The sequence below is a fragment of the Massilia sp. DWR3-1-1 genome (assembly GCF_049898325.1).
GTDB lineage: Bacteria > Pseudomonadota > Gammaproteobacteria > Burkholderiales > Burkholderiaceae_D > JAFCUW01.
Map to the genome: position 1 here is coordinate 175,873 of NZ_JAFCXL010000010.1, position 20,977 is coordinate 196,849.

Annotated in this window: 21 protein-coding genes and 1 tRNA gene; 17 read left to right on the top strand and 5 right to left on the bottom strand. The window is 63.8% G+C overall.

What is annotated here, in order from left to right:
* Positions 1–11: 11 nt before the first annotated feature.
* The 6 genes from ACP7EY_RS12855 (at position 12) to ACP7EY_RS12880 (ending at position 6,071) form a co-directional block, all read left to right on the top strand.
* Entirely contained in the window at positions 12–914 is a 903-nt protein-coding gene (locus ACP7EY_RS12855) for an alpha/beta fold hydrolase (protein WP_426194095.1), read from the top strand.
* Positions 915–997: 83 nt separating this feature from the next.
* Positions 998–1,348, top strand: a complete 351-nt coding sequence (locus tag ACP7EY_RS12860) for a RidA family protein (protein ID WP_426194097.1) — start codon at positions 998–1,000, stop codon at positions 1,346–1,348.
* A 6-nt stretch (positions 1,349–1,354) separates the two neighbouring features.
* Positions 1,355–3,613: a RelA/SpoT family protein gene (locus ACP7EY_RS12865; RefSeq protein WP_426194099.1), complete on the top strand. Its 2,259-nt coding sequence runs from the start codon at positions 1,355–1,357 to the stop codon at positions 3,611–3,613.
* Positions 3,614–3,716: 103 nt separating this feature from the next.
* Positions 3,717–4,436 carry an ABC transporter permease gene (locus tag ACP7EY_RS12870; protein WP_426194166.1) on the top strand — a complete coding sequence of 240 codons (720 nt, stop codon included), beginning with the start codon at positions 3,717–3,719 and terminating at the stop codon, positions 4,434–4,436.
* Between the two features lie 52 nt (positions 4,437–4,488).
* Positions 4,489–5,406 carry an MlaD family protein gene (locus tag ACP7EY_RS12875; RefSeq protein WP_426194168.1) on the top strand — a complete coding sequence of 306 codons (918 nt, stop codon included), beginning with the start codon at positions 4,489–4,491 and terminating at the stop codon, positions 5,404–5,406.
* Entirely contained in the window at positions 5,403–6,071 is a 669-nt protein-coding gene (locus ACP7EY_RS12880) for a hypothetical protein (protein ID WP_426194101.1), read from the top strand. The genes ACP7EY_RS12875 and ACP7EY_RS12880 overlap by 4 nt, the downstream gene beginning before the upstream one ends.
* Before the next feature lie 62 nt (positions 6,072–6,133).
* On the opposite strand, the gene ACP7EY_RS12885 is transcribed toward ACP7EY_RS12880, so the two are convergent.
* The 4 genes from ACP7EY_RS12885 to ACP7EY_RS12900 all read right to left on the bottom strand — a co-directional run bounded on the left by ACP7EY_RS12885 (position 6,134) and on the right by ACP7EY_RS12900 (position 9,308).
* Positions 6,134–6,682 (bottom strand): SRPBCC family protein, encoded by a 549-nt coding sequence (locus ACP7EY_RS12885; protein WP_426194103.1) that lies wholly within the window; start codon positions 6,680–6,682, stop codon positions 6,134–6,136.
* A 93-nt stretch (positions 6,683–6,775) separates the two neighbouring features.
* Positions 6,776–7,399, bottom strand: a complete 624-nt coding sequence (locus ACP7EY_RS12890) for a glutathione S-transferase family protein (protein WP_426194105.1) — start codon at positions 7,397–7,399, stop codon at positions 6,776–6,778.
* A complete protein-coding gene (locus ACP7EY_RS12895; protein ID WP_426194107.1) occupies positions 7,393–8,334 on the bottom strand; it encodes an NAD(P)/FAD-dependent oxidoreductase in 942 nt (313 codons plus the stop codon). The genes ACP7EY_RS12890 and ACP7EY_RS12895 overlap by 7 nt, the downstream gene beginning before the upstream one ends.
* A gap of 29 nt (positions 8,335–8,363) precedes the next feature.
* Entirely contained in the window at positions 8,364–9,308 is a 945-nt protein-coding gene (locus ACP7EY_RS12900) for a cation diffusion facilitator family transporter (protein ID WP_426194109.1), read from the bottom strand.
* Between the two features lie 110 nt (positions 9,309–9,418).
* On the opposite strand from ACP7EY_RS12900, the gene ACP7EY_RS12905 reads away from it, so the two are divergent.
* From ACP7EY_RS12905 to ACP7EY_RS12955, 11 genes are all read left to right on the top strand, one after another.
* Positions 9,419–9,495: transfer RNA gene (locus ACP7EY_RS12905), tRNA-Val, on the top strand.
* Between the two features lie 189 nt (positions 9,496–9,684).
* Positions 9,685–11,592, top strand: coding sequence for a threonine--tRNA ligase (thrS, locus tag ACP7EY_RS12910; protein ID WP_426194111.1), 1,908 nt, complete (start codon positions 9,685–9,687; stop codon positions 11,590–11,592).
* A gap of 15 nt (positions 11,593–11,607) precedes the next feature.
* The gene (gene infC, locus ACP7EY_RS12915; protein ID WP_426194170.1) at positions 11,608–12,156 is read left to right on the top strand and encodes a translation initiation factor IF-3; all 549 of its coding nucleotides are present in this window, start codon (positions 11,608–11,610) and stop codon (positions 12,154–12,156) included.
* A 232-nt stretch (positions 12,157–12,388) separates the two neighbouring features.
* Positions 12,389–12,586 (top strand): 50S ribosomal protein L35, encoded by a 198-nt coding sequence (rpmI, locus tag ACP7EY_RS12920; RefSeq protein WP_099416965.1) that lies wholly within the window; start codon positions 12,389–12,391, stop codon positions 12,584–12,586.
* 26 nt (positions 12,587–12,612) lie between these two features.
* Positions 12,613–12,972 (top strand): 50S ribosomal protein L20, encoded by a 360-nt coding sequence (rplT, locus tag ACP7EY_RS12925; protein ID WP_038493023.1) that lies wholly within the window; start codon positions 12,613–12,615, stop codon positions 12,970–12,972.
* Positions 12,973–13,107: 135 nt separating this feature from the next.
* On the top strand, positions 13,108–14,124 hold the full coding sequence (gene pheS / locus ACP7EY_RS12930) for a phenylalanine--tRNA ligase subunit alpha (protein WP_426194114.1): 1,017 nt from the start codon (positions 13,108–13,110) through the stop codon (positions 14,122–14,124).
* A 49-nt stretch (positions 14,125–14,173) separates the two neighbouring features.
* Positions 14,174–16,603 carry a phenylalanine--tRNA ligase subunit beta gene (gene pheT, locus ACP7EY_RS12935; protein ID WP_426194116.1) on the top strand — a complete coding sequence of 810 codons (2,430 nt, stop codon included), beginning with the start codon at positions 14,174–14,176 and terminating at the stop codon, positions 16,601–16,603.
* Between the two features lie 110 nt (positions 16,604–16,713).
* Entirely contained in the window at positions 16,714–17,061 is a 348-nt protein-coding gene (locus tag ACP7EY_RS12940; RefSeq protein WP_426194172.1) for an integration host factor subunit alpha, read from the top strand.
* Positions 17,062–17,069: 8 nt separating this feature from the next.
* The gene (locus ACP7EY_RS12945; protein ID WP_426194118.1) at positions 17,070–17,477 is read left to right on the top strand and encodes a MerR family transcriptional regulator; all 408 of its coding nucleotides are present in this window, start codon (positions 17,070–17,072) and stop codon (positions 17,475–17,477) included.
* Between the two features lie 458 nt (positions 17,478–17,935).
* Positions 17,936–18,571 carry a response regulator gene (locus tag ACP7EY_RS12950; protein WP_426194120.1) on the top strand — a complete coding sequence of 212 codons (636 nt, stop codon included), beginning with the start codon at positions 17,936–17,938 and terminating at the stop codon, positions 18,569–18,571.
* Between the two features lie 103 nt (positions 18,572–18,674).
* Positions 18,675–20,201: a CHASE3 domain-containing protein gene (locus tag ACP7EY_RS12955; protein ID WP_426194122.1), complete on the top strand. Its 1,527-nt coding sequence runs from the start codon at positions 18,675–18,677 to the stop codon at positions 20,199–20,201.
* Here ACP7EY_RS12955 and ACP7EY_RS12960 read toward each other — a convergent pair.
* Entirely contained in the window at positions 20,158–20,967 is an 810-nt protein-coding gene (locus ACP7EY_RS12960; RefSeq protein ID WP_426194124.1) for a Crp/Fnr family transcriptional regulator, read from the bottom strand. The genes ACP7EY_RS12955 and ACP7EY_RS12960 overlap by 44 nt on opposite strands.
* Between the last annotated feature and the right edge of the window lie 10 nt (positions 20,968–20,977).

Consider the following 20,977-nt stretch of genomic DNA (forward strand, 5'->3'; position numbering starts at 1 on the left):
ATGACCTGGCAATGGCGGTGGCAACAATTGAATCAGTGCAATGCATCTCCCCGGCCGGCCTGCACCGCATGGCCTACAAGCAGTGGGGCGATCCGGCCAACCCGCGCGTGCTCGTGTGCGTCCATGGCGTCACCCGCGTGGGCGACGATTTCGATGCGCTGGCGGAGAACCTGTCCGATGTCTATCGTGTCGTGTGCCCGGACGTGGTGGGGCGCGGCCGCTCGGAGCGCTTGCGCAATCCCCTGTTCTACACCATTCCACAATACGTGAGCGACATGGTGACGCTGGTGGCGCGCGTCACCGGCGTCCCCGGCAGCGCCGCCCATGGCAACCGGGTTGACTGGTTCGGCACCTCGATGGGCGGCCTGATCGGCATGGTGCTGGCGGGCCAGCCCGATGCGCCGATCGGCAAGCTCATCTTGAATGACATCGGCCCCACGCTCGACCCGCTGGCCATGAAGCGCATCGCCACTTATATTGCCCAGGACCTGCGTTTCGACAGTTTCGAACAGGGCGCCCGCTTCGTGCGCGACGTCTCGGCCTCGTTTGGCGTGCATACTGACGCCCAGTGGCACAAACTGGCCGCCGATGTCTTGCGCCAGGGCGAGGACGGCAGTTGGGTGCGTCACTACGACATGGGCCTGTCGGCGCCCCTGCAGGCGAGCACGCCCGAATCGGCGCAGGCCGGCCAGGCGGCGCTGTGGGCCGCCTACGATGGCATCGGCTGCCCGACCCTGCTGGTGCGGGGCGCCCTGTCGGACCTGTTGTCGGCCGACACAGCGAGCGAAATGCTGGCGCGGGGGCCGAAGCCGCAACTGGTCGAAATTGCCGATACGGGCCATGCGCCCACCTTCGTCAGCCCCGCCCAGATCGCCATCGCCCGGCGCTTTTTGCTGGGCGAGTCGGGACCCTGAGCGATCCCGTGGGCAAGCATTGTTTCAAAGAATTATTCAAGCAAGTGCACTACAGCAACCATTAACACAACAACAGGAAAATTATGGAAATCACCCGTCTGCACGTCGGCAAACGCCTCTCCGAAGTGGCAATTCACAACGGCACCATCTATCTGGCCGGCCAGATCGCCGAAGACACCAGCGCCGACATCAGCGGCCAGACCCGCGAAGTGCTGGCCCAGGTCGACCGCCTGCTGACCGAAGCGGGCAGCGACAAGACCTGCATCCTGATGACGCATATTTTCATCACCGACATGGCGTTGTTTCCCGCCATGAACCTGGTGTGGGACGAGTGGGTCGCTGCCGGCCACACGCCGCCGCGCGCCACCGTCGAGGCCAAGCTGGCCAATCCCGCCTGCCTGGTCGAGATCTGCATCACCGCTGCCTTGCGTTAATCGACCATGGTCGCCATCGCAGCGCTGGGCAGCGTCACCGCTGAACTGGTCCAGGGCCTGGGCGCGGACGACTGCGCGCGCGTGGAAGCGGCGCTGGCCTTCGCCACCGACGCCTACGCCGATAAAAAGTGCAGCTCGGGGCAGGGCGCGCTGGAGTTTTCCGTGGGCGCGGCCAGCACCCTCGCTTTCCTGCGCAGCGATGCCGAAACGCGCATCGCCGGCCTGATGTTCGAGCTGACCGTGATCGAGCCGGCCGCCGCGGCCGGCCTGGAAACCCGCTTCGGCAAGGAGGTGACCGATCTCGTCACCGGCGTGCGCCAGCTGATCCGGCTGCGCGACATGACGGTGGGGCAGCAGGTGGCGGGGCCGGCCAGCCGCGGCCGTGGCGCCGCCCAGGCCGCCGTCGCCCAGGTGGAAACGCTGCGCAAGATGCTGCTGGCGATGGCCACCGACATGCGCGTGGTGCTGGTGCGCCTGGCCTCGTGCGTGACCACCTTGCGCTGGTTCGCCGAGCAAAAACTGTTCAACGACATGACGCGTGCCTACGGCCGCGAAACCATGGACCTGTACGCGCCGCTGGCCAACCGGCTCGGCATCTGGCAGCTCAAGTGGGAGCTGGAAGACCTGTCGTTCCGCTTCATGGAGCCGGACACCTACAAGCGCATCGCCAAGATGCTCGAAGAAAAGCGCATGCTGCGCGAGAGCTTCGTGCAGTCGGCCATCACCCGCCTGGAAGACGAGCTGGCCGCCGCCGGCATCAAGGCCGAAGTGTTCGGCCGGCCCAAGCACATCTACAGCATCTGGAACAAGATGCGCGGCAAGGAGCTCAATTTCGACGAGCTGTACGATGTGCGCGCCTTCCGCGTCATCGTCGAGGACGACCGCGCCTGTTACGCCGTGCTGGGCCTGGTGCACAATATCTGGACGCCCATCCCGAAGGAATTCGACGATTACATTTCGCGTCCCAAGGCGAACGGCTATCAGTCGCTGCACACCGTCGTCACCGCCGACGACGGCCGTCCGCTGGAAGTGCAGATCCGCACCCAGGCCATGCACAACTTCGCCGAGTACGGCATCGCCGCCCACTGGCGCTACAAGGAAGAGGGCGGCTCGAACTTCAAGGGCCAGAAGTACGACGAGAAAATTGCCTGGCTGCGCCAGCTGCTGGCCTGGAAAACCGACGTCGCCGACGCCGTGGTGGGCCAGGAAGGGCAGGAGGAAATCCAGAAAGAGTGGGTGGAAAAACTCAAATCGACCGCGCTGGACGACCGCATCTTCGTGCTGACGCCGCAGGCGCGCGTGCTCGAGCTGCCCGTCGGCGCCACCCCCATCGACTTCGCCTACCACCTGCACAGCGAAGTGGGCCACCGCTGCCGCGGCGCCCGCATCGACGGCGTCATGGTGCCGCTCAACACGGCGCTGCGCAATGGCCAGACTTGCGAAATCATCACCGCCAAGGGCGCACCGGGCACCGCCGGACCGTCGCGCGACTGGCTCACACCCGGCTACACGGCCAGCAACCGCACCCGCACCAAGGTGCGCGCCTGGTTCCACGCCATCGACCTGGCCGAAACGCTGGGGCACGGCCGCAGCATGGTGGAAAAAACCTTGCAACGCGAAGGCAAGACGGCCGTCAACCTGGAAACGCTGGCGCACAAGCTGGGCTTTCCCAAGGTCGACGACCTGTTCGTTGCCGTCGGCAAGGACGAGTTCTCCTTGCGCCACGTCGAGCAGGCCCTGCATGACACGGGCGAAGTGGTCGCAGTGGAAGACGCCGTGGTGGTGCGCAACAGTCGCGCCTCCAGCGTCGAGCAGGGCGCCAAGTCGGGCGTGCTGGTGGTCGGCACCGAGGGCTTGCTGACGATACTGGCCAAGTGCTGCAAGCCGGCGCCGCCGGACGGCATCGTCGGCTTCGTCACGCGTGGCAAGGGGGTCTCGATCCACCGCGCCACCTGCAAAAATTTTGCCGAGATGCGCGCCAAGGCGCCCGAGCGCGTCATCCACACGGACTGGGGCCGCGCCGGCCAGGACACGGTCTATCCGGTCGACCTGTTCATCCTGGCGGGCGACCGCCAGGGCTTGCTGCGCGATATCTCCGAGGTGTTTTCGCGCGAAAAAATCAACGTCATCGGCGTCAACACGCAAAGCGCCAAGGGCCAGGCCCGCATGACGTTCACGGCGGAAATCAGCTCGACGGCGCAGTTGCAGAAGGCATTGACGGCGATCATGGAAGTGTCCGGCGTGCAGGAAGCGCGGCGCCATTGAGGCGGGCCTGCAGGGACGAGCGGCGCCCGTGATCGGCTTTCTGCACACCCATCCCGCCCGCTGGTGGCCGCTGTTGGTCCGCTGGCTGGGCAGTTGGTGGCGCATGCTGCTGCTGGGCGCGGTTGCGCTGGTGCTGGCGTGCTCGCCATCGACCTACACGGCGGCGCACCGGCGCGCCGTCTCGCTGCAGATCTACCTGGGCGCCTGGCAGGTGCTGCCGTGGTTCACCGCGCTGGCGGCGCTGGTGAGCCTGGTGATCATCCGGATCGTGCTCGTCACCGCCACCAGTTACGGCTTGTCGAAATTCGCCCTCGAGATGGTGGTGCGGGTGCTGGTGCTCGAACTGATACCGCTGGCGGCCGCCCTGTTCGTGGCGCTGCGGGCGGGCCTGAAATTCAATGTGGCCTCGATCGAGCCGCTGGCCGACCTCGGCGCGCCGGCCGTGCGCACGCGCCTGCAGGGCAGCCTGGTGGCCGAGGTCAGCGCCAACGCCTTCGCCGTGCTGACCCTGGCCATGGTCAGCAGCGTCATCGTGCTGGTGCTGGCCTATCTGAACGTCTACGGCGTCTCGCCGTGGGGACTGGGCGACTACACGCGCACGGTCGGGCGGGTATTCGATCCGGCGGTGACGCTGGGTTTCGCCCTCAAGACGGTGCTGTTCGGCTGCGCGGTGGCGGTGATACCGGCGGCGGCGCTGGTGGAAGTCCAGCGCTTCGGCCAGACGACCACGGACAAGCTGTCGACCATGCAGCCGGGCGCCGTGCGCCTGCTGTTCGTGCTGTTTGTCATCGAGGCGGCTTCGCTTGCCGTCAAGTATATTTGAGTGTGGTGGTTCGACCTCTGAACAGGGAGCTGTAGTGGAAACAAGCAAACCGATGCCGCCCGCGCCGCCGCACGTGGAAGTGAAGGCGGTGATCCTGCTGGCGCTGATGGTGGCGCTGGTGGTGCTCTTTCTGGCCTACGTGATGTACGCGCGCGGGGTATTCGAGCCGACCCAGTCGCTGGTGCTGATTGCCGACGACTCCGAGGGCGTCATTCCCGGCATGGACATGACCTTCGCCGGCTTCGCCATCGGCCGCGTGCGCCAGGTGGACCTGGCGCCCGACGGCAAGGCCCGCATCGCCGTCGACGTACCGAAGAAGGACGCGCGCTGGCTGCGCGTGTCGAGCGTGTTCACGCTCGAGCGGGGCCTGGTGGGCGACACCCACATCAAGGCCTACAGCGGCGACCTCGAGGCCGCGCCGATGCCGGCCGGCGCCACCCGCACGGTGCTGCGCGGCGACACCGCCGCCGAGATTCCCCGCCTGGTGGCGAGCGCCCGCGCGCTGCTGGAAAACCTCGAGGCGATCACCCGTGCCGACTCGGCGCTGAGCAGCACGCTGGCCAATGTGCAGACGGCCACGGAGCGCCTGTCCGGCAAGTACGGCCTGCTGGGCGGCGCGCTGGGTGGCGATGCCGAAGCGAAAAAGCTGATGCTCACGCTGGACCGGGTCAACGGCTTGCTGGCCCATGCCGACCAGCGCGTGTTCGGCAAGAACGGCGTGATGGACGACACCCAGGCGGCGGTGGTGCAACTGCGCGTGGTGCTGGGCGACGCCAGCGCGACCCTGAAGCAGGTCGACGCGGTACTGGTCGAGGCGCAGGCGGTGGGCAAGAATGCGCGGGTGGCGACGGACGACCTGGGCGCGCTGCGCACCGAGGTCGACGCCAGCTTGCACAAGGTGACCCGGCTGGTCGATGAACTCAACCGCAAGTGGCCATTTGCCAAAAAGACGGAGTTGAAGCTGCCATGATCGAGCGCGCACGAGCACGTAAATTGGCCGCGGCGGGCGGGCGGCTGGCGCTGCTGCTGGCCTTGCTGAGCGGGTGCGCCAGCAAGCCTGTCGAGCCTGCATGGCGCGGCAACGCCGCCGCCGCGCTCGACAGTTTTACGGCGGAGTACCTGGCGGGCAATAGCGCACTGGCCGCGTCCGACTTCGCCCGCGCGCGCAGCGACATGGCCAGCACCGGCCAGGCCGCGCTGGTGGCGCACGCCGAACTGCTGCGCTGCGCCGTCAGGACGGCCAGCCTGGAGCTGGGCGAATGCGCGGGCTTTGCGCCGCTGGCACAGGATGCCACGCCGGCCGAGCGCGCGTACGCGGCCTACCTGGCGGGGCGCTTGCAGGGCCTCGATGTGGCCCTGTTGCCACCCCAGCATCAGCCGATCGCACGGGGCACGGCGGGCCTGGCCTCGGTGGCCGACCCCTTGTCGCGGCTGGTGGCGGCGGGCGTCTTGTTGCAGGCGGGGCGCATCGCGCCGGCCGACATCGATACGGCCATCGACACGGCGTCGGGGCAGGGCTGGCGGCGCCCCTTGCTGACCTGGCTGGGCGTGGCGAAGCAGCGGGCGCAGGCCGCCGGCGACGATGCCGGCGTGGCGCGAATCGACCGCAGGATAGCGCTGGCGCAGTCGCGCTAAGACCCTGGAACGTTAAAACCTTAGAACCTTAAAACGCGAAAGCGACCGCGCCCGGCCTGCCCTCAATGCGCGGTGATCTGTCCTTGCCCGTCGCCCGGGCCGGCGCCCCTGGCCTCGATCATTTCCTTGAAACGCTGCAGGTTGCTGCGCGCTTCGAGCCGCATGGCGCCCAGCATGTCGCCGATTTTTTCCACCGTGCCGTCCCTCTCGGCCGCCATTTTCAGGGTGACGCGGGTGTGCTCGTCGGACAGGGCCGTGAAGCTGACCGCGCCGCTGTTGCGGGGGGCGCCGATGCTGCGCCAGGCAAGGCGCTGGTCGGGCACCCGCTCGGTGATTTCCACGTCCCACTCGGTGTCCTGGCCGTCCACCGTGGCCTTCCAGTGCAAATGCCGGCTGTCGAGCTGGCGCACTTCCTTCACGCTGTGCATGAAGCTGGGCAGTTGTTCGAACTGCGTCCATTGATGGTAGGCCACGCCGCGCGGGACATGGACCTCGATCGATTCTTCGACGGCGCCTGCATCGGCGCGGCGGGCTTTGCCGGTGATACGTTTGGATAAGATAAATCCACCGACGGCCAGCGCGGTGGCGGTAACGACGCGGTTCAGTAGCATGGCGAATTTCCTCCGGTGGTGGTCAAGAGCGCTCACCTGTCAGACCACCACGGCGCCGTATGGTTCCCCTTCGTGCCGCCCTTGCGCACCCGCTCAGGCGAGGCCGTTATTGCCGTGTTCGCGAAACGCCGGGCGCTGTGACAGGCGGGCAAAGTAGGCGTCGACGGCCGGCAGCGCCGCATGGGGCAGGGGCGTTGCCTTCCAGCGGTTGACGGACAGGCCGATCACCACGTCGGCCAGGGTGAAGGTGGCGCCGGTCATATAGGGACCCGCGCCAGCCAGGTGACGCTCGAGCAATCCCATATTGTGCTGCCAGGCCGCGATGCCCTCGTCCAGCAAGCTTGCATCCTGGTGCAGGGGGCTGTGGCGCACCAGGGCCATGAAGGCGTAGCGCCATGAATTGTTCAGTTCGGTCGCCTGCCAGTCCATCCAGCGCTCGACCAGCGCCCGCTCGCGCGACGGTGGCGGCAGCAGGCGGCCGCCACCGTGGCGGTCGGCCAGGTAGCGGCAGATGCTGTTCGATTCGCTCAGGATAAAACCGTCGTCGTCGATGACGGGGACCAGGCCGCCTGGGTTGAGGGCGAGGAACTGCGGCGACTGCAGGGACAGGCTGCCCGTACCCCACGCTTCCAGCTGGTGCGGCAGCGCCAGTTCGGCGCAGGTCCACAGCACCTTGCGCACGTTGATGGAGGCTGGCTTGCCCAGGATGTTCAGCATGGCGCCGCCCGCAGGGTCCACGGCAGCGTGTTGTGGATGCGGGTGGCGGCGATGGCCGCCTGGCCGGTGGCCACGCTGATCTGGTTCAGGCCGCGCACCACGTCGCCCACCGCGTACAGGCCCGGCACGCTGGTGGCCTGCCAGGCGTCGACCAGCAGTTCGCCGCAATCGGCGCTGTCGGCGCCCAGCGCGGTGGCCAGCTCCGAGTGGGCAATTTCTCCCAGCATCGGGTACAGCACGTCGAAGGCATGGGCCTGGCCGTCGCCCGTGTGCAGCACGGGCTTGAGATCGGCGCCCAGGCGCACTTCGCGCACGGGCGAGCGCACGTAGCGCACCCCGGCCGCCTGCAATTGGCGCAGCTCCTCGTCGCTGACGATGCTGCCCTCGGTGCGGTCGAACAGGGTGACATCGGCGGAAAAGCTGCGCATGAACATGGCGTGGCCGATCGGATTGCTTGCCGACGACACGATCGCGATGCGGCGGTCGATGACGTCGTAGCCGTCGCACACGGGGCACAGGCGGATGGCGCCGCTGGCGACGGCGTCGCGCCAGTGATCGACCGGCAAGCTCTTGTCGACGATGCCGGTGGCCATGATGACGGTCAGGGCGCGCACTTCGCCGCCGTCGTAACGGCCGACGAAGGTGCCGTCCTCAAGGTGCAGGGAGTCGATGCCGGCGGCGGTGATGGCGCCGCCGTAGCGGCCCAGCTGGCTGCGCAGATTGTCCAGCAGGGCGTTGCCGCCGACGCCTTCAGGAAAACCAGGGTAGTTGTGCGAGACGGGGATCCAGCTGGCGCGGCTGTTGCCCTTGTCGAACAGAGCGACATTGCGCATGAAGCGGCGTAAATATATGGCGGCGGTCAGGCCGCCGGGGCCGCCGCCGATGATCAGGGTGTCATGGACGAGCGGGGCGGCGGCAGGCGGGTTCGGTGGCATGGTCTGGTCAATGAAGGTGGCAGACCATGCTAAGCGATATGGCGCTGCGCCGGCGCGCAGGCCTCCGGCGGCATCGAGGCCGGCTCCGCCTGCAGCGTCACATGATCAATATTGTGCTTGGTCAGCAGCATGGTTTGCGCCGCGCCCAGCACGCGCGGCCAGGCCGCCAGTTCGTCGATCTGCAGGTGGCCGGTCAGGGCCGGCTCGCCCGGCGCCATGTCCCAGATGTGCAGGTCGTGCACGGCGCGCACGCCGTCGAGGGCGGCCAGGTCGGCGCCCACCTGGACGTAGTCGATCTGCAGCGGCACGCCCTTCATGAGGAAGTGATAGGACTCGCGCAGCACGCCGATGGTCGATTTGAGGATCAGCAGGGACACCAGGATCGACAGCAGGGGATCGATGCGCACCCAGCCCGTCAGATAGATCACGGCGCCGGCGACGACGGCGGCAATCGAGCCGAGCAGATCGCCCATCACGTTCACCAGCGCCGCGCGGGTGTTCATGCTCTGGCTGTCGCGCGAGAGGATCCAGGCCACCAGCAGGTTGATGGCGATGCCGATGGCAGCCACCACCAGCACCACATTGCCATGCACGTGCTCGGGTTTGTTGAAGCGGCTGACGGCCTCGATGACGATCCACGCCACCAGCACCAGCATGGCGATGCAATTGACGAAGGCGGCCAGCGCCTCGGCGCGGCCGAAGCCGAACGAATGGCGGGGCGACGGCGGGCGGCGCGCGATGTGCTGGGCGAACAGGGCCAGGCCCAGGGCGGCCGCGTCGGTGACCATGTGACCGGCATCGGAAATGAGGGCCAGCGAATTGGCCATCACCCCGGTGACGGCTTCGATGCCGGCGAACAGCAAGGTGAGCAGGAGAGCGAACACCAGCGCGGTCTGGCTGCGGCCCACCACGACGTGGGTGTTGGCGGCATCGCCGTCGAGGTGGGCGTGGAGGTGGGCGGATTCGGTTTGCATGTTCGCCAGTTTATCGGATACTGCGCCCGCCTGTAAAAAAGGGGCTTGCGGCACACGCTACAAGAAAGCACTTGTCAGCCGGGATACGTCTCTCTATAATATTGGTCTTCGGGCGGTTAGTTCAGCTGGTTAGAATACTTGGTCGACATCCAAGGGGTCGCAGATTCGAATTCTGCACCGCCCACCAGTACATTGTAAGAGAGCGAGAAAGGCACCATGGTTATGACACCGCGAACTACGACGGAGTTGTTCCAGCGACGTTGGTCGAGGTGAATTCTTTCGCTCTTTGAAAAGATAAACGCGGCCAGCCCGCGTTTTTTTTCGTCCGCATTTTTATGGCAGTACGTTGGCGTTTCGCGCCTAAATGGAGATCAGCATGCTTTCAGTCCGCCTTCCCGATGGTTCCGCCCGCCAATTCGAGGGGCCCGTCACGGTCGCCCAGGTCGCCGCCAGCATCGGCACCGGCCTGGCCAAGGCGGCCCTGGCCGGCAAGGTCGACGGCAAAGTCGTCGACACCTCCTACCTGATCGAGCAGGACGCCGACCTGGCCATCATCACCGACAAGGACCCCGAGGGGCTCGACGTGATCCGTCATTCGGCCGCCCACTTGCTGGCCTACGCCGTCAAGTCGCTGTATCCGGACGCGCAGGTGACGATCGGCCCCGTCATCGAAAACGGCTTCTATTACGATTTTTCGTACAAGCGCCCGTTCACCCCCGACGACCTGGTGGCGATCGAAAAGAAGATGCTCGAATTGTCCAAGAAGGACGAGCCCGTCACCCGCAAGGTGATGCCGCGCGACGAAGCGGTCGATTATTTCACCTCCATTGGCGAGCACTACAAGGCTGAGATCATCGGCTCGATTCCTGCCGGCGAAGACGTCTCTCTGTACGCTGAAGGCGCGTTTACCGACTTGTGCCGGGGCCCGCACGTGCCCTCGACGGGCAAGATCAAGGTCTTCAAGCTGATGAAGCTGGCCGGCGCCTACTGGCGCGGCGACTCGAAAAACGAGATGCTGCAGCGGGTCTATGGCACCGCCTGGGCCAAAAAAGAAGACCAGGAACTGTATCTGCACAACCTGGAAGAGGCGGAAAAGCGCGACCACCGCAAGCTGGGCAAGCAGCTCGACCTGTTCCACTTCCAGGACGAGGCGCCCGGCCTGGTGTTCTGGCACCCGAAAGGCTGGACCATCTGGCAGCAGGTGGAGCAGTACATGCGTCACAAATACCAGGTCAACGGCTACCAGGAAGTCAAGGCCCCGCAAATTCTCGACCGCAGCCTGTGGGAGAAAACGGGCCACTGGGAAAACTACCGCGAAAACATGTTTTCCACCGAGTCGGAAAACCGCTCGTACGCCTTGAAGCCCATGAATTGCCCCGGCCATGTGCAAATTTACAACGCCGGCATGAAAAGCTACCGCGATCTGCCCCTGCGCTTCGGCGAGTTCGGCCAGTGCCACCGCAACGAGCCGTCCGGCGCGCTGCACGGCATCATGCGGGTGCGGGGCTTTACCCAGGATGACGGTCACATTTTCTGCACCGAAGAGCAGATCGCGCCCGAAGTGGTGGCCTTTCACGCCCAGGCGATGGAAGTGTACAAGGACTTCGGTTTCACCAATATCGACGTCAAGATCGCCCTGCGCCCGGACAACCGGATCGGTGCCGATGAAGTCTGGGACGAGGCCGAGGAAGCCTTGCGCGCCGCCCTGCGCGACTGTGGCGTGCAGTGGACCGAGTTGCCGGGCGAGGGCGCCTTTTACGGGCCGAAGATCGAATACCATCTGAAGGACAGCATCGGTCGCCCGTGGCAAGTGGGCACCATGCAGGTCGATTTCTCGATGCCGGGCCGGTTGGGCGCCGAATACGTCGCCGTCGACAACACCCGCAAGGTGCCCGTCATGCTGCACCGCGCCATCGTGGGCTCGATGGAACGCTTCATCGGCATGCTCATCGAGCACCACGCGGGCGCCATGCCGCTATGGCTGGCGCCGGTGCAGGTGGAGGTGCTCAACATCTCGGACGGGCAAGCCGAATTTGCCCAGCAAGTGACAGCCGAACTGCGCAAGGCGGGGGTGCGCGTTCACGCTGATTTGCGAAACGAGAAAATAACCTATAAAATACGTGAACATTCCGTCCAAAAAGTGCCGTATATTCTGGTCATCGGCGACAAAGAACGGGATGCCAACACTGTGGCCGTGCGAGCACGGGGCAACATCGATCTGGGTACCATGCCAGTCGCTGCCCTGCTGGAACGCATAGAGCAAGAACTCGCTTCCAAGGCTTGATCTGCGCGGCCGATAATTCAGACTTTAAAAGGAAACAACATAGCTACTGACAAGTCGCATCGCATCAATGGCGAAATCACTGCCCCCGAAATGCGCTTATCCGGGGTGGACAACGAGCCGCTTGGCATTGTGAGCCTGGCGGATGCTTTCCGTCTGGCCGAAGAGGCCAATGTGGACCTGGTGGAAATTGCGCCAACGGCGCAGCCACCGGTATGCCGCTTGATGGACTACGGCAAGTTCAAGTACTCGGAGCAGAAAAAGGCACACGAGGCAAAGCTCAAGCAGAAGATCATCCAGGTCAAGGAAGTCAAATTCCGTCCAGGCACCGATGATGGCGATTACGGCATTAAATTGCGTAACCTCATCAAGTTCCTCGACGAAGGCGACAAAACCAAGATCACGCTGCGCTTCCGCGGCCGCGAAATGGCCCACCAGGACATCGGTTTCCGCATGCTCGAGCGCCTCAAGGCCGATCTGGAACCGTACGGCCAGGTCGAGCAGTTTCCGAAAATGGAAGGGCGCCAGATGATCATGATCCTGTCGCCAAAGAAGAAAAAAGCGTAAAGCACGCTGGTACCGTTGGATCGGTTCGAATCGCGGCGAGGCAACTCGGCCGCGATTTGTCTTTTCAGGCCGTTTTTTCTCGCAAGTGCTTGATAACTCTACACAGTTTCGTGCTACAATCGCCGGCTTCCCTGTCGTGAGGTGGGGAACACTGTGAAAGCAGGCATCTAAGCGCAGCATTACGTTGCCACCTGCAATCCTCTACTGGAGCTGTCCGAAGGACAGAACTACAATGCCTAAAATGAAGACCAAAAGCTCTGCGAAAAAACGTTTTCGCGTGCGTCCAGGTGGAACCGTTAAATCGGGCCACGCTTTCAAACGTCACATCCTGACCAAGAAAACGACCAAGAGCAAGCGCCAGTTGCGCGGAATCACGAACGTCGACGCTGCGGATGTAAAATCCGTCATGCGTATGATGCCAACCGCTTAATCTCACTTACAAACTAAGGAGTTACTATGCCTAGAGTAAAACGTGGGGTTACAGCTCGTGCCCGCCATAAAAAAATTCTTGTTCAAGCTAAAGGCTACCGTGGTCGCCGCAGCAAGGTCTACCGCGTCGCCAAGCAAGCAGTCATGCGCGCCGGCCAGTATGCCTACCGCGATCGCCGCAACAAGAAACGCGTCTTCCGCCGCCTGTGGATCGCCCGTATCAACGCCGCTTCCCGTGAGCATGGCGTGACGTACAGCGTGTTCATGAACGGTCTGAAGAAAGCATCTATCGAACTCGACCGTAAGGTCCTGGCCGATATGGCTGTGATGGACAAGCCGGCGTTTGCCGCGATTGTCAACGCCGTCAAGGCAAAGATCGCCGCGTAAGCAGGTCGATCATTTGTCGAGCGCCACCCCCGGGTGGCGTCGAAAGAGCGGGGCAGAGGTTCAAACCTGTGCCCCGTTTTTGATTGTGGCGCGAAGGCAGTGCACCGCTGCGCCGGTCAGAGGAAAGCTACCAACATGAACTCCCTGGAACAACTCGTCGTCGCCGCGCAGGCTGATTTTATCGCCGCCGAAGACGCTGCCGCACTGGAAAACGCCAAGGCGAAATACCTGGGCAAGACTGGCCAGATTACCGAACAGATGAAGGGCCTGGGCAAACTCGACCCGGACCAGAAAAAAGTGCAGGGCGCCCTGATCAACGCCGCCAAGGTGCAGATCGAGACGGCGCTGACCAATCGCCGCGACGCCCTGGCCAATGCGCAGCTCGAAGCGCGCCTGAACCTCGAAGCGATCGACGTCACCCTGCCCGGTCGCGGCCGGGCCATCGGCGGCATCCACCCCGTGATGCGCACCTGGGAGCGGGTCGAGGAAATCTTCCGCTCAATCGGTTTCGACGTGGCCGATGGCCCCGAAATCGAAAACGACTGGACCAATTTCACCGCCCTGAACAGCCCGGAGAACCATCCGGCCCGTTCGATGCAGGACACCTTTTATATTGAAGGCAATGACAGCACGGGCAAGCCCCTGCTGCTGCGCACCCACACCAGCCCCATGCAGGTGCGTTATGCGCGCACCCACACGCCGCCCATCAAGGTGATCGCGCCCGGACGCACCTACCGCGTCGACAGCGATGCCACCCACTCGCCCATGTTCCACCAGGTCGAAGGCCTGTGGATCGGCGAAGACATCAGCTTTGCCGACCTGAAAGGCGTGTACCTCAATTTCGTCAAGGCGTTTTTCGAAACCGACGACCTGCAGGTGCGCTTTCGCCCGTCCTACTTCCCGTTCACCGAGCCGTCCGCCGAGATCGACATCGCCTTCGGCGCCGGTCCCCTCAAGGGAAAATGGCTGGAAGTGTCGGGCGCCGGCCAGGTCCACCCCACGGTGGTCAAGAATTTCGGCCTCGATCCGGAAAAGTTCATCGGCTTCGCGTTCGGCTCCGGCCTCGAGCGCCTGACGATGTTGCGTTATGGAATCAACGATCTGCGCCTGTTCTACGAAGGCGATCTGCGTTTCCTGAAGCAATTTAACTAATCCTTCTTCTTCGATCTTCGATCAACATTCGCAGCAAGGCACACACAACATGCAATTTTCCGAAAACTGGCTCCGCACCATGGTCAACCCGACGCTCACGTCGGCTGAACTGTCCCACCTGCTCACCATGTCCGGACTCGAAGTGGAAGAGGTCGAAGCCGTGGCGCCGCCGTTTTCGCACGTCGTCGTCGCCCACGTGGTCGAGGTCGCCAAGCACCCGAATGCGGACCGCCTCAACGTCTGCCAGGTCGACGTGGGCACGGGCACGCTGCTCAACATCGTCTGCGGCGCGCCGAACGTGCGCGCCGGCATGAAGGCGATCTGCGCCATGGCTGGCGCCGTGCTGCCGCCCGGCGCCGATGGCAAGCCGTTTGAAATCAAGGTGGGCCAGTTGCGCGGCGTCGAGTCGCAAGGCATGCTGTGCTCGGCCAAGGAACTCAAACTGTCCGACGACAGCGCCGGCCTGCTCGAGCTGCCCGTCGACGCCCCGGTCGGCGAGGACATCCGCGACTACCTGGCCCTGAACGACCTGAAATTTACCATCAAGCTGACCCCGAACAAGGCCGATTGCCTGTCCGTGCTGGGCGTGGCCCGCGAAGTGTCGGCCCTGACCGGCACCCCGCTGTCGGTGCCGACCGCGCGCCTGGTCGCCGTCACCAGCGATGAAATCCTGCCAGTGACCATCAGCGCGCCCGACCTGTGCGGCCGCTTCACGGGGCGCGTCATCCGCGGCCTGAACGCGCGCGCCGTCACCCCGGCCTGGATGGTCCAGCGCCTCGAGCGCAGCGGCCAGCGGTCCGTGTCGGCGCTGGTCGATATTTCCAACTACGTCATGCTGGAACTGGGCCGTCCTTCGCACGTGTTTGACCTCGACAAGATCCACGGCAGCCTGGACGTGCGCTGGGGCCGGGCCGGCGAAAGCTTGAAACTGCTTAACGGCAACACGGTGGCCGTCGACGACTGGATCGGCGTGATCGCCGACCAGGCCCAGCTCGAGTCGCTGGCCGGCGTGATGGGCGGCGACGCCACCGCCGTCACCCTTGACACCAGCAATATTTACCTGGAAGCGGCATTCTGGTGGCCGAACGCCATCCAGGGCCGCGCCCGCCGCTTCAATTTTTCCACCGATGCGGCCCACCGCTTCGAGCGGGGCGTCGATTTCGCCAGCAATGTCGAGCACATCGAGCGCATCACCGGCCTGATCGTGGAAATCTGCGGCACCGCCAGCACCAGCGTGGGCCCGGTCGATGACCAGGTGGCCAGCCTGCCGCAGCGCCAGCCGGTGTTGCTGCGCACGGCGCGCGCCCAGAAAGTGATCGGCGTGCCGCTCACCGACGCCGTCATCGCCGACATCTTCAACCGCCTGGCGCTGCCGTTCACCCAGCCTGCGCCGGGCCAGTTCGCCGTCACCTCGCCCACCTACCGTTTCGATATCGAAATCGAGGAAGACCTGATCGAGGAAGTCGCCCGCGTCTACGGCTTCGAGAACATTCCCGCCAATCCGCCGGTGGCGCCCAGTGCCATGCTGGCCACGCCCGAGAATATGCGCTCGCTGTTCGCCCTGCGTCACCGCATGGCCGACCTCGGGTACCAGGAAGTGGTCAACATGAGCTTCGTCGATGCCGCCTGGGAAGTCGATTTTTCCGCCAACGATGCGCCCATCAAGCTGCAAAACCCCATCGCCAGCCAGATGAACGTGATGCGCTCGTCGCTGATCGGCAGCCTGGTGGCCAATGTGCGCTACAACCTGAACCGCAAGGCGGGGCGCGTGCGTGTGTTTGAAATCGGCGCCGTGTTCCACCGCAACGCCGCCGCCGTCGACGGCGCGCTGGCGGTGGCCGGTTTCGACCAGCCCAAGCGCCTGGCCGGCATGGCCTACGGTCCCGCCTTTGACGAACAGTGGAGCGTGGCGGCCCGCCCGGTCGACTATTTCGACGTCAAAGCCGACCTCGAGGCCATGTTTGCCCCCGTGCCGCTGCGTTTCGTGCCGCTGGCGCATCCGGCGCTGCACCCGGGCCGCTCGGCCAGTGTCGAACTCGATGGCAAGGTGGTCGGCTTCATTGGCGAACTGCACCCGAAATGGCTGCAGAAATACGAGTTGCCACAGGCGCCCGTGCTGTTCGAGGTTGACGCGATTGCATTGCAGCAACGTCCGGTGCCCCGTCACGTCGATATTTCGAAATTCCCCGGCGCCACCCGCGATCTGGCGATGGTGGTCAACACCAGCGTGAGCGCGCAGCAGATGCTCGATGTTTTCTTTAAGGAAAAAGCAACAAATCCTAATGGAAACATCGTGCAAGCCATTGTTTTATTTGATGAATATCGCGGCAAGGGCTTGCAGGCTGACGAAAAAAGTCTTGCTTTCCGCTTTGCGTTGCAAGATACTCAAACCACTTTGCAGGACGACGCCGTGGATGCCCTGATGCATGCAATGGCCGAAGCCGCAACCATCCACCACAATGCGCAAAAGCGTGCGTAACGATCCGACGCGACATTCCGGGACTGATAAGGCAGGGCTGCAAAATTAATAATAACGACGTGGATTCGGCCGTACTCCAATCGGCATTGGCGGCCGATTTGCATCGCGCCATGCAGGTGGCGAAGGTGCGCCAGGAGGCCGAGAAGGACTTGCCGACCCTGACCAAGGCGGAACTGGCCGAGTTGCTTTTCGAGCAAGTCGGCTTGAACAAACGCGAGGCAAAGGATATGGTCGAGACTTTTTTCGATGAAATTCGCAATGCGCTGGAGCGGGGCGAGGCAGTCAAACTGTCTGGCTTCGGCAACTTCCAGTTACGTGACAAGCCGCAGCGGCCCGGCCGCAATCCGAAAACGGGCGAGGAAATCCCCATCACCGCGCGCCGCGTGGTGACGTTCCACGCCAGCCAGAAACTCAAGAGCATGGTCGAGTCGACCAGCCCCGTTGCGCGCGCCGCCTGAATTGATCCATGAACGACCGCAAACCCGATCTGGCCGTCTTGCCGCCGATCCCCGCCAAGCGTTATTTCACCATCGGTGAAGTCAGTGAATTGTGCGGGGTCAAACCGCATGTACTGCGATACTGGGAGCAGGAATTTACCCAGCTAAAGCCGGTCAAACGCCGTGGCAATCGTCGCTATTACCAGCACCACGAGGTGCTGTTGATCCGTCGCATACGCGAGCTGTTGTACGAGCAAGGCTTCACCATCAGCGGCGCCCGTAACAAGCTCGACAGTCGCAGCGGCGAAATGCTGCCGGACAGCAGCGACGACGGCTTGCCGGCGCAGGCCGCCGACCTGGCCGCGCCGACGCTGGCCCTGACGGCCGTGCGCGCGGAGCTGCAGGCGATCCTCGACCTGCTCGACGGCGCCAACTAAGAACCTATCCCGGTAGGTAGGAGGAAGCGGATTGCGACATGCGCGTAGGCGACATGCGCGTAGGCGACGTGCGCGTAGGCGATGCATGGCAGCCGAGGGCAAGGCGCGAGGATGACGCATGGCGAGCCATGCGAAGACGAGGCAAGTCATATATGACGGCCCGCCATCGGTTGCCAGGCGTCGCAGCGGCGCACCGGCAAGCAGCGACTCCGACCTACCGGGATAGGTTCTAAGCCCCGCACGCGCAGCACCCGCAGCCTCGGCTGCACTCCAGGACAGGCCCGGTTGGCGGGGAAGGGCCGTCGCCTTCCCGTTGCAGGCGCCTGTTACATGCGTCGTCGTGATGCTAGAATGACGATATTGTAGTGTTGGTACGCTTGGCCTCATTCCTGCGCCAGGAAAAATAATAGCGCCGAGCACATTTCCAGCATATGTGCTCGGTGTTCTAAGGGAAGACAATGATACGCGTTGCCATTTGTGACGACCACCAGATTGTAAGAGCCGGATTCAAGCAGATTTTTTCGTCCTCGGGCGATGACTTCACCGTCGTTGCCGAAGGCGCCACGGGCCGCGAGGCACTCGACATCGCGCGTCGCGAAATTTGCGATGTGCTCCTGCTCGACATCGCCATGCCTGACCAGAGCGGCATCGACATCTTGCGCACCATTCGCCAGGGCCAGCCGAACTTGCCCGTGCTGATACTGTCCGGTTATCCGGCCCAGCAGTACGCGCTCAATCTGTTCAAGATGGGCGCCAACGGCTACCTGAACAAAGAGTGCGAAGCGGACGAACTGAAAACCGCCGTCAAGACGGTGTTCCAGGGCCGTCGCTACGTCAGCTCGACCGTCGGCGAATTGCTGGCGCAAAGTTTCGACCGCGATCCCAACACCGCCTTGCACACGGAACTGTCGGACCGCGAGTTCCAGGTCTTCCTGCGCCTGGCCAAGGGCGCCACCGTGTCCGATATCGGCGTGGCCCTGTCCTTGTCCATCAAGACCGTGTCGACTTATCGAACACGCATCATGGAAAAAATGGGTTTGCAGTCCAACAGCGATCTCACATACTATGCAATGAAGAATAACCTGCTCGATTAGGACGCTCAAGCAGTAGCCTCTAGTCGGTGTGGCCTCGGCGCTGATCGCGGCCCCCCGTCTTGTCAATGCCCGGGTGCCCGGGTTGCGCAAAAGGACGCCGAGGATGGTCTTTTCTATCGAATCCCCCAGCAAACCGCCGCTGCCGTTTTACAAAACGGTGCTGTGCGTGCTCTGCGTGCTGATCCTGATCGTCAACGGTTTCAGTCTCGCCCGCAACCTCGAATCGCTCAACGACGCCAAGGTCCTGCAAAGCCAGGGCGCGCGCGTGGTCGACCGGGTGCAAGCCCTGAACGTGCTGGTGACGGACGCCGAATCGAATCTGCGGGGCTATTTTCTATCCGGCATCGACAGCTATCTGCGCCAGGTCGTGCGTGCGCGCGGTGAGGCCGACCGCCAGTTCGCCCAACTGCGCGGCCTGCTGGCCGACAATCCCAATCAACTGAAAAACCTGGCGCAGCTGCAAAACCTGGTGCGGCGCGACTTCGCCGGCATGGACGACATGCTGCGCGTCTACCGCGTGGGTGGCTTGAACGACGTGGCCAAGATCGCCCACAGCCTGGGCGACGATGGCACGGTCGACGAGATCCGCCTGATGGTGGTGATCATTGCCCAGGAGCAGCGCGAATTGCTGGCCACCCGCAGCGCCGCCTACAACCGCGACTACCGCAATGCCGTCATGCTGGGCATTGGCATCAACCTGGGCGCGATCCTGGTGGTGCTGCTGTTCTACCGGCTCATACGGCAGAGTTTCTTTTCCGGGGTGCAGGCGCAGCAGGCGCTGGAGACGGCCAACCAGACGCTCGAGTCGACCGTGGCGCTGCGCACCGAGCAGTTGTCGGTGTTGTCGCGCCACTTGATCAGTGTCGCGGAAGAAGAAAAATCGCGCCTGGCGCGCGAGTTGCACGATGAAATGGGGGCCAATCTGACCGCCATCAGCATCGACTTGAACGCCGTCAGCGAGCGCCTGCGCACGCAGCAACCGCAACTGGCGCGCATGCTCGAACGGGCCCGCGCCACCCTGGTCGATACGGTGCAGCTGAAACGCCGCATCGTCGAGAACTTGCGCCCCAGCCTGCTTGACAACCTGGGCCTGTCCGCCGCCGTGCAAAGCTATTGCGCCGAATTCGGCCAGTTGACGACGATCGATTGCGAAGCGCTGGTCGAGCGCACCGTCGATGCGGCCGGGCCCATGCATGCCATTGCCGTGTTTCGCATCGTCCAGGAAGCCTTGAACAATGTGGCCAAGTACGCGCGCGCCAGCACCGTCATCGTGCACCTGGCCGTGGAGCGCGATTGCCTCGTGCTGGAAATATCGGACAACGGCGTGGGCATCGACACCGATGCCGCGCTGGCGCCCAAATCGCACGGTTTGCTGGGCATGCGCGAACGGGCGTTGCTGCTAGGCGGAAATTTTACGGTGCGCCGTGGGGTCAACGACTGCGGCACCTGTATCGAGGCATCGATCCCGCTGGCCACGGCGGCCGCCTCGCATGGCGTTGAGGTCGCAGCAACGACAACGCCGGCAGCGCCGGCGTTGTTGGACCACGTGCAGCATGCGAAGCCGGCTGCGCCGGCCCCGCCATCGATCAGCGAGCCACGTCGGCCAGCAGGCGATCGTATTCCGACTTAGCGACCTTGTAGCATTCGCCTGCGTACTCTTCCAGACCGGCACGGTCGACCACGGTGATGTTGCCGCGACGGTAAGTGATCAAGCCGTCGTCCTGCAGTTTGCCGGCAGCGGCGGTGATCGACTCGCGACGCACGCCCAGCATGATCGAGATCAGTTCTTGCGTCACTTTCAATTCATTCGATGGCGAACGGTCCAGGCGATCGAGCAACCAGCGGCACAGCTTCTGTTCGATCGAGCTGTGACGGCCACCGACCGCGTTTTGCGCCATCTGGGCGAACAGGGCATTGGTGTAGCGCATCAGCAGCTGGGGCAGGGCGCCGCCCTGGTTGAACGCGTCACGCAGATACTGGGTCTTGAGGCGGTAACCGTAGCCGGCGCTTTGCACGACCGCGCTGCAGGTGGCGCGCTCGCCCATGAACAGCGACATGCCGCACACGCCTTCGTGACCGATCACGGCGATTTCAGTGGTGGCGCCGTCTTCCATCACGTACAGCAGGGAGACGATGGCGGTGGTGGGAAAGTACACATTTTCCAGCTTGCTACCGCATTCAAACAATTCTTTGCCAAATGGCAGGGCGACCAATTCAAGATGGTCGAACAGGGTTTCCAGATCATGGCGTGGCAGGGCGGCCAGCAGTTCGTTCTGCTGGGTGCCGCTGTAGCTCACAACTGGCTTGGCGCCAACTTTGGATTCCGCGGCGCTGCCGGGGAACTGGCTGCCCAGTTGCGATTTCTGCGTACTACCACCAAGTTGAGTGCTGTTCATTTTTTCCTCT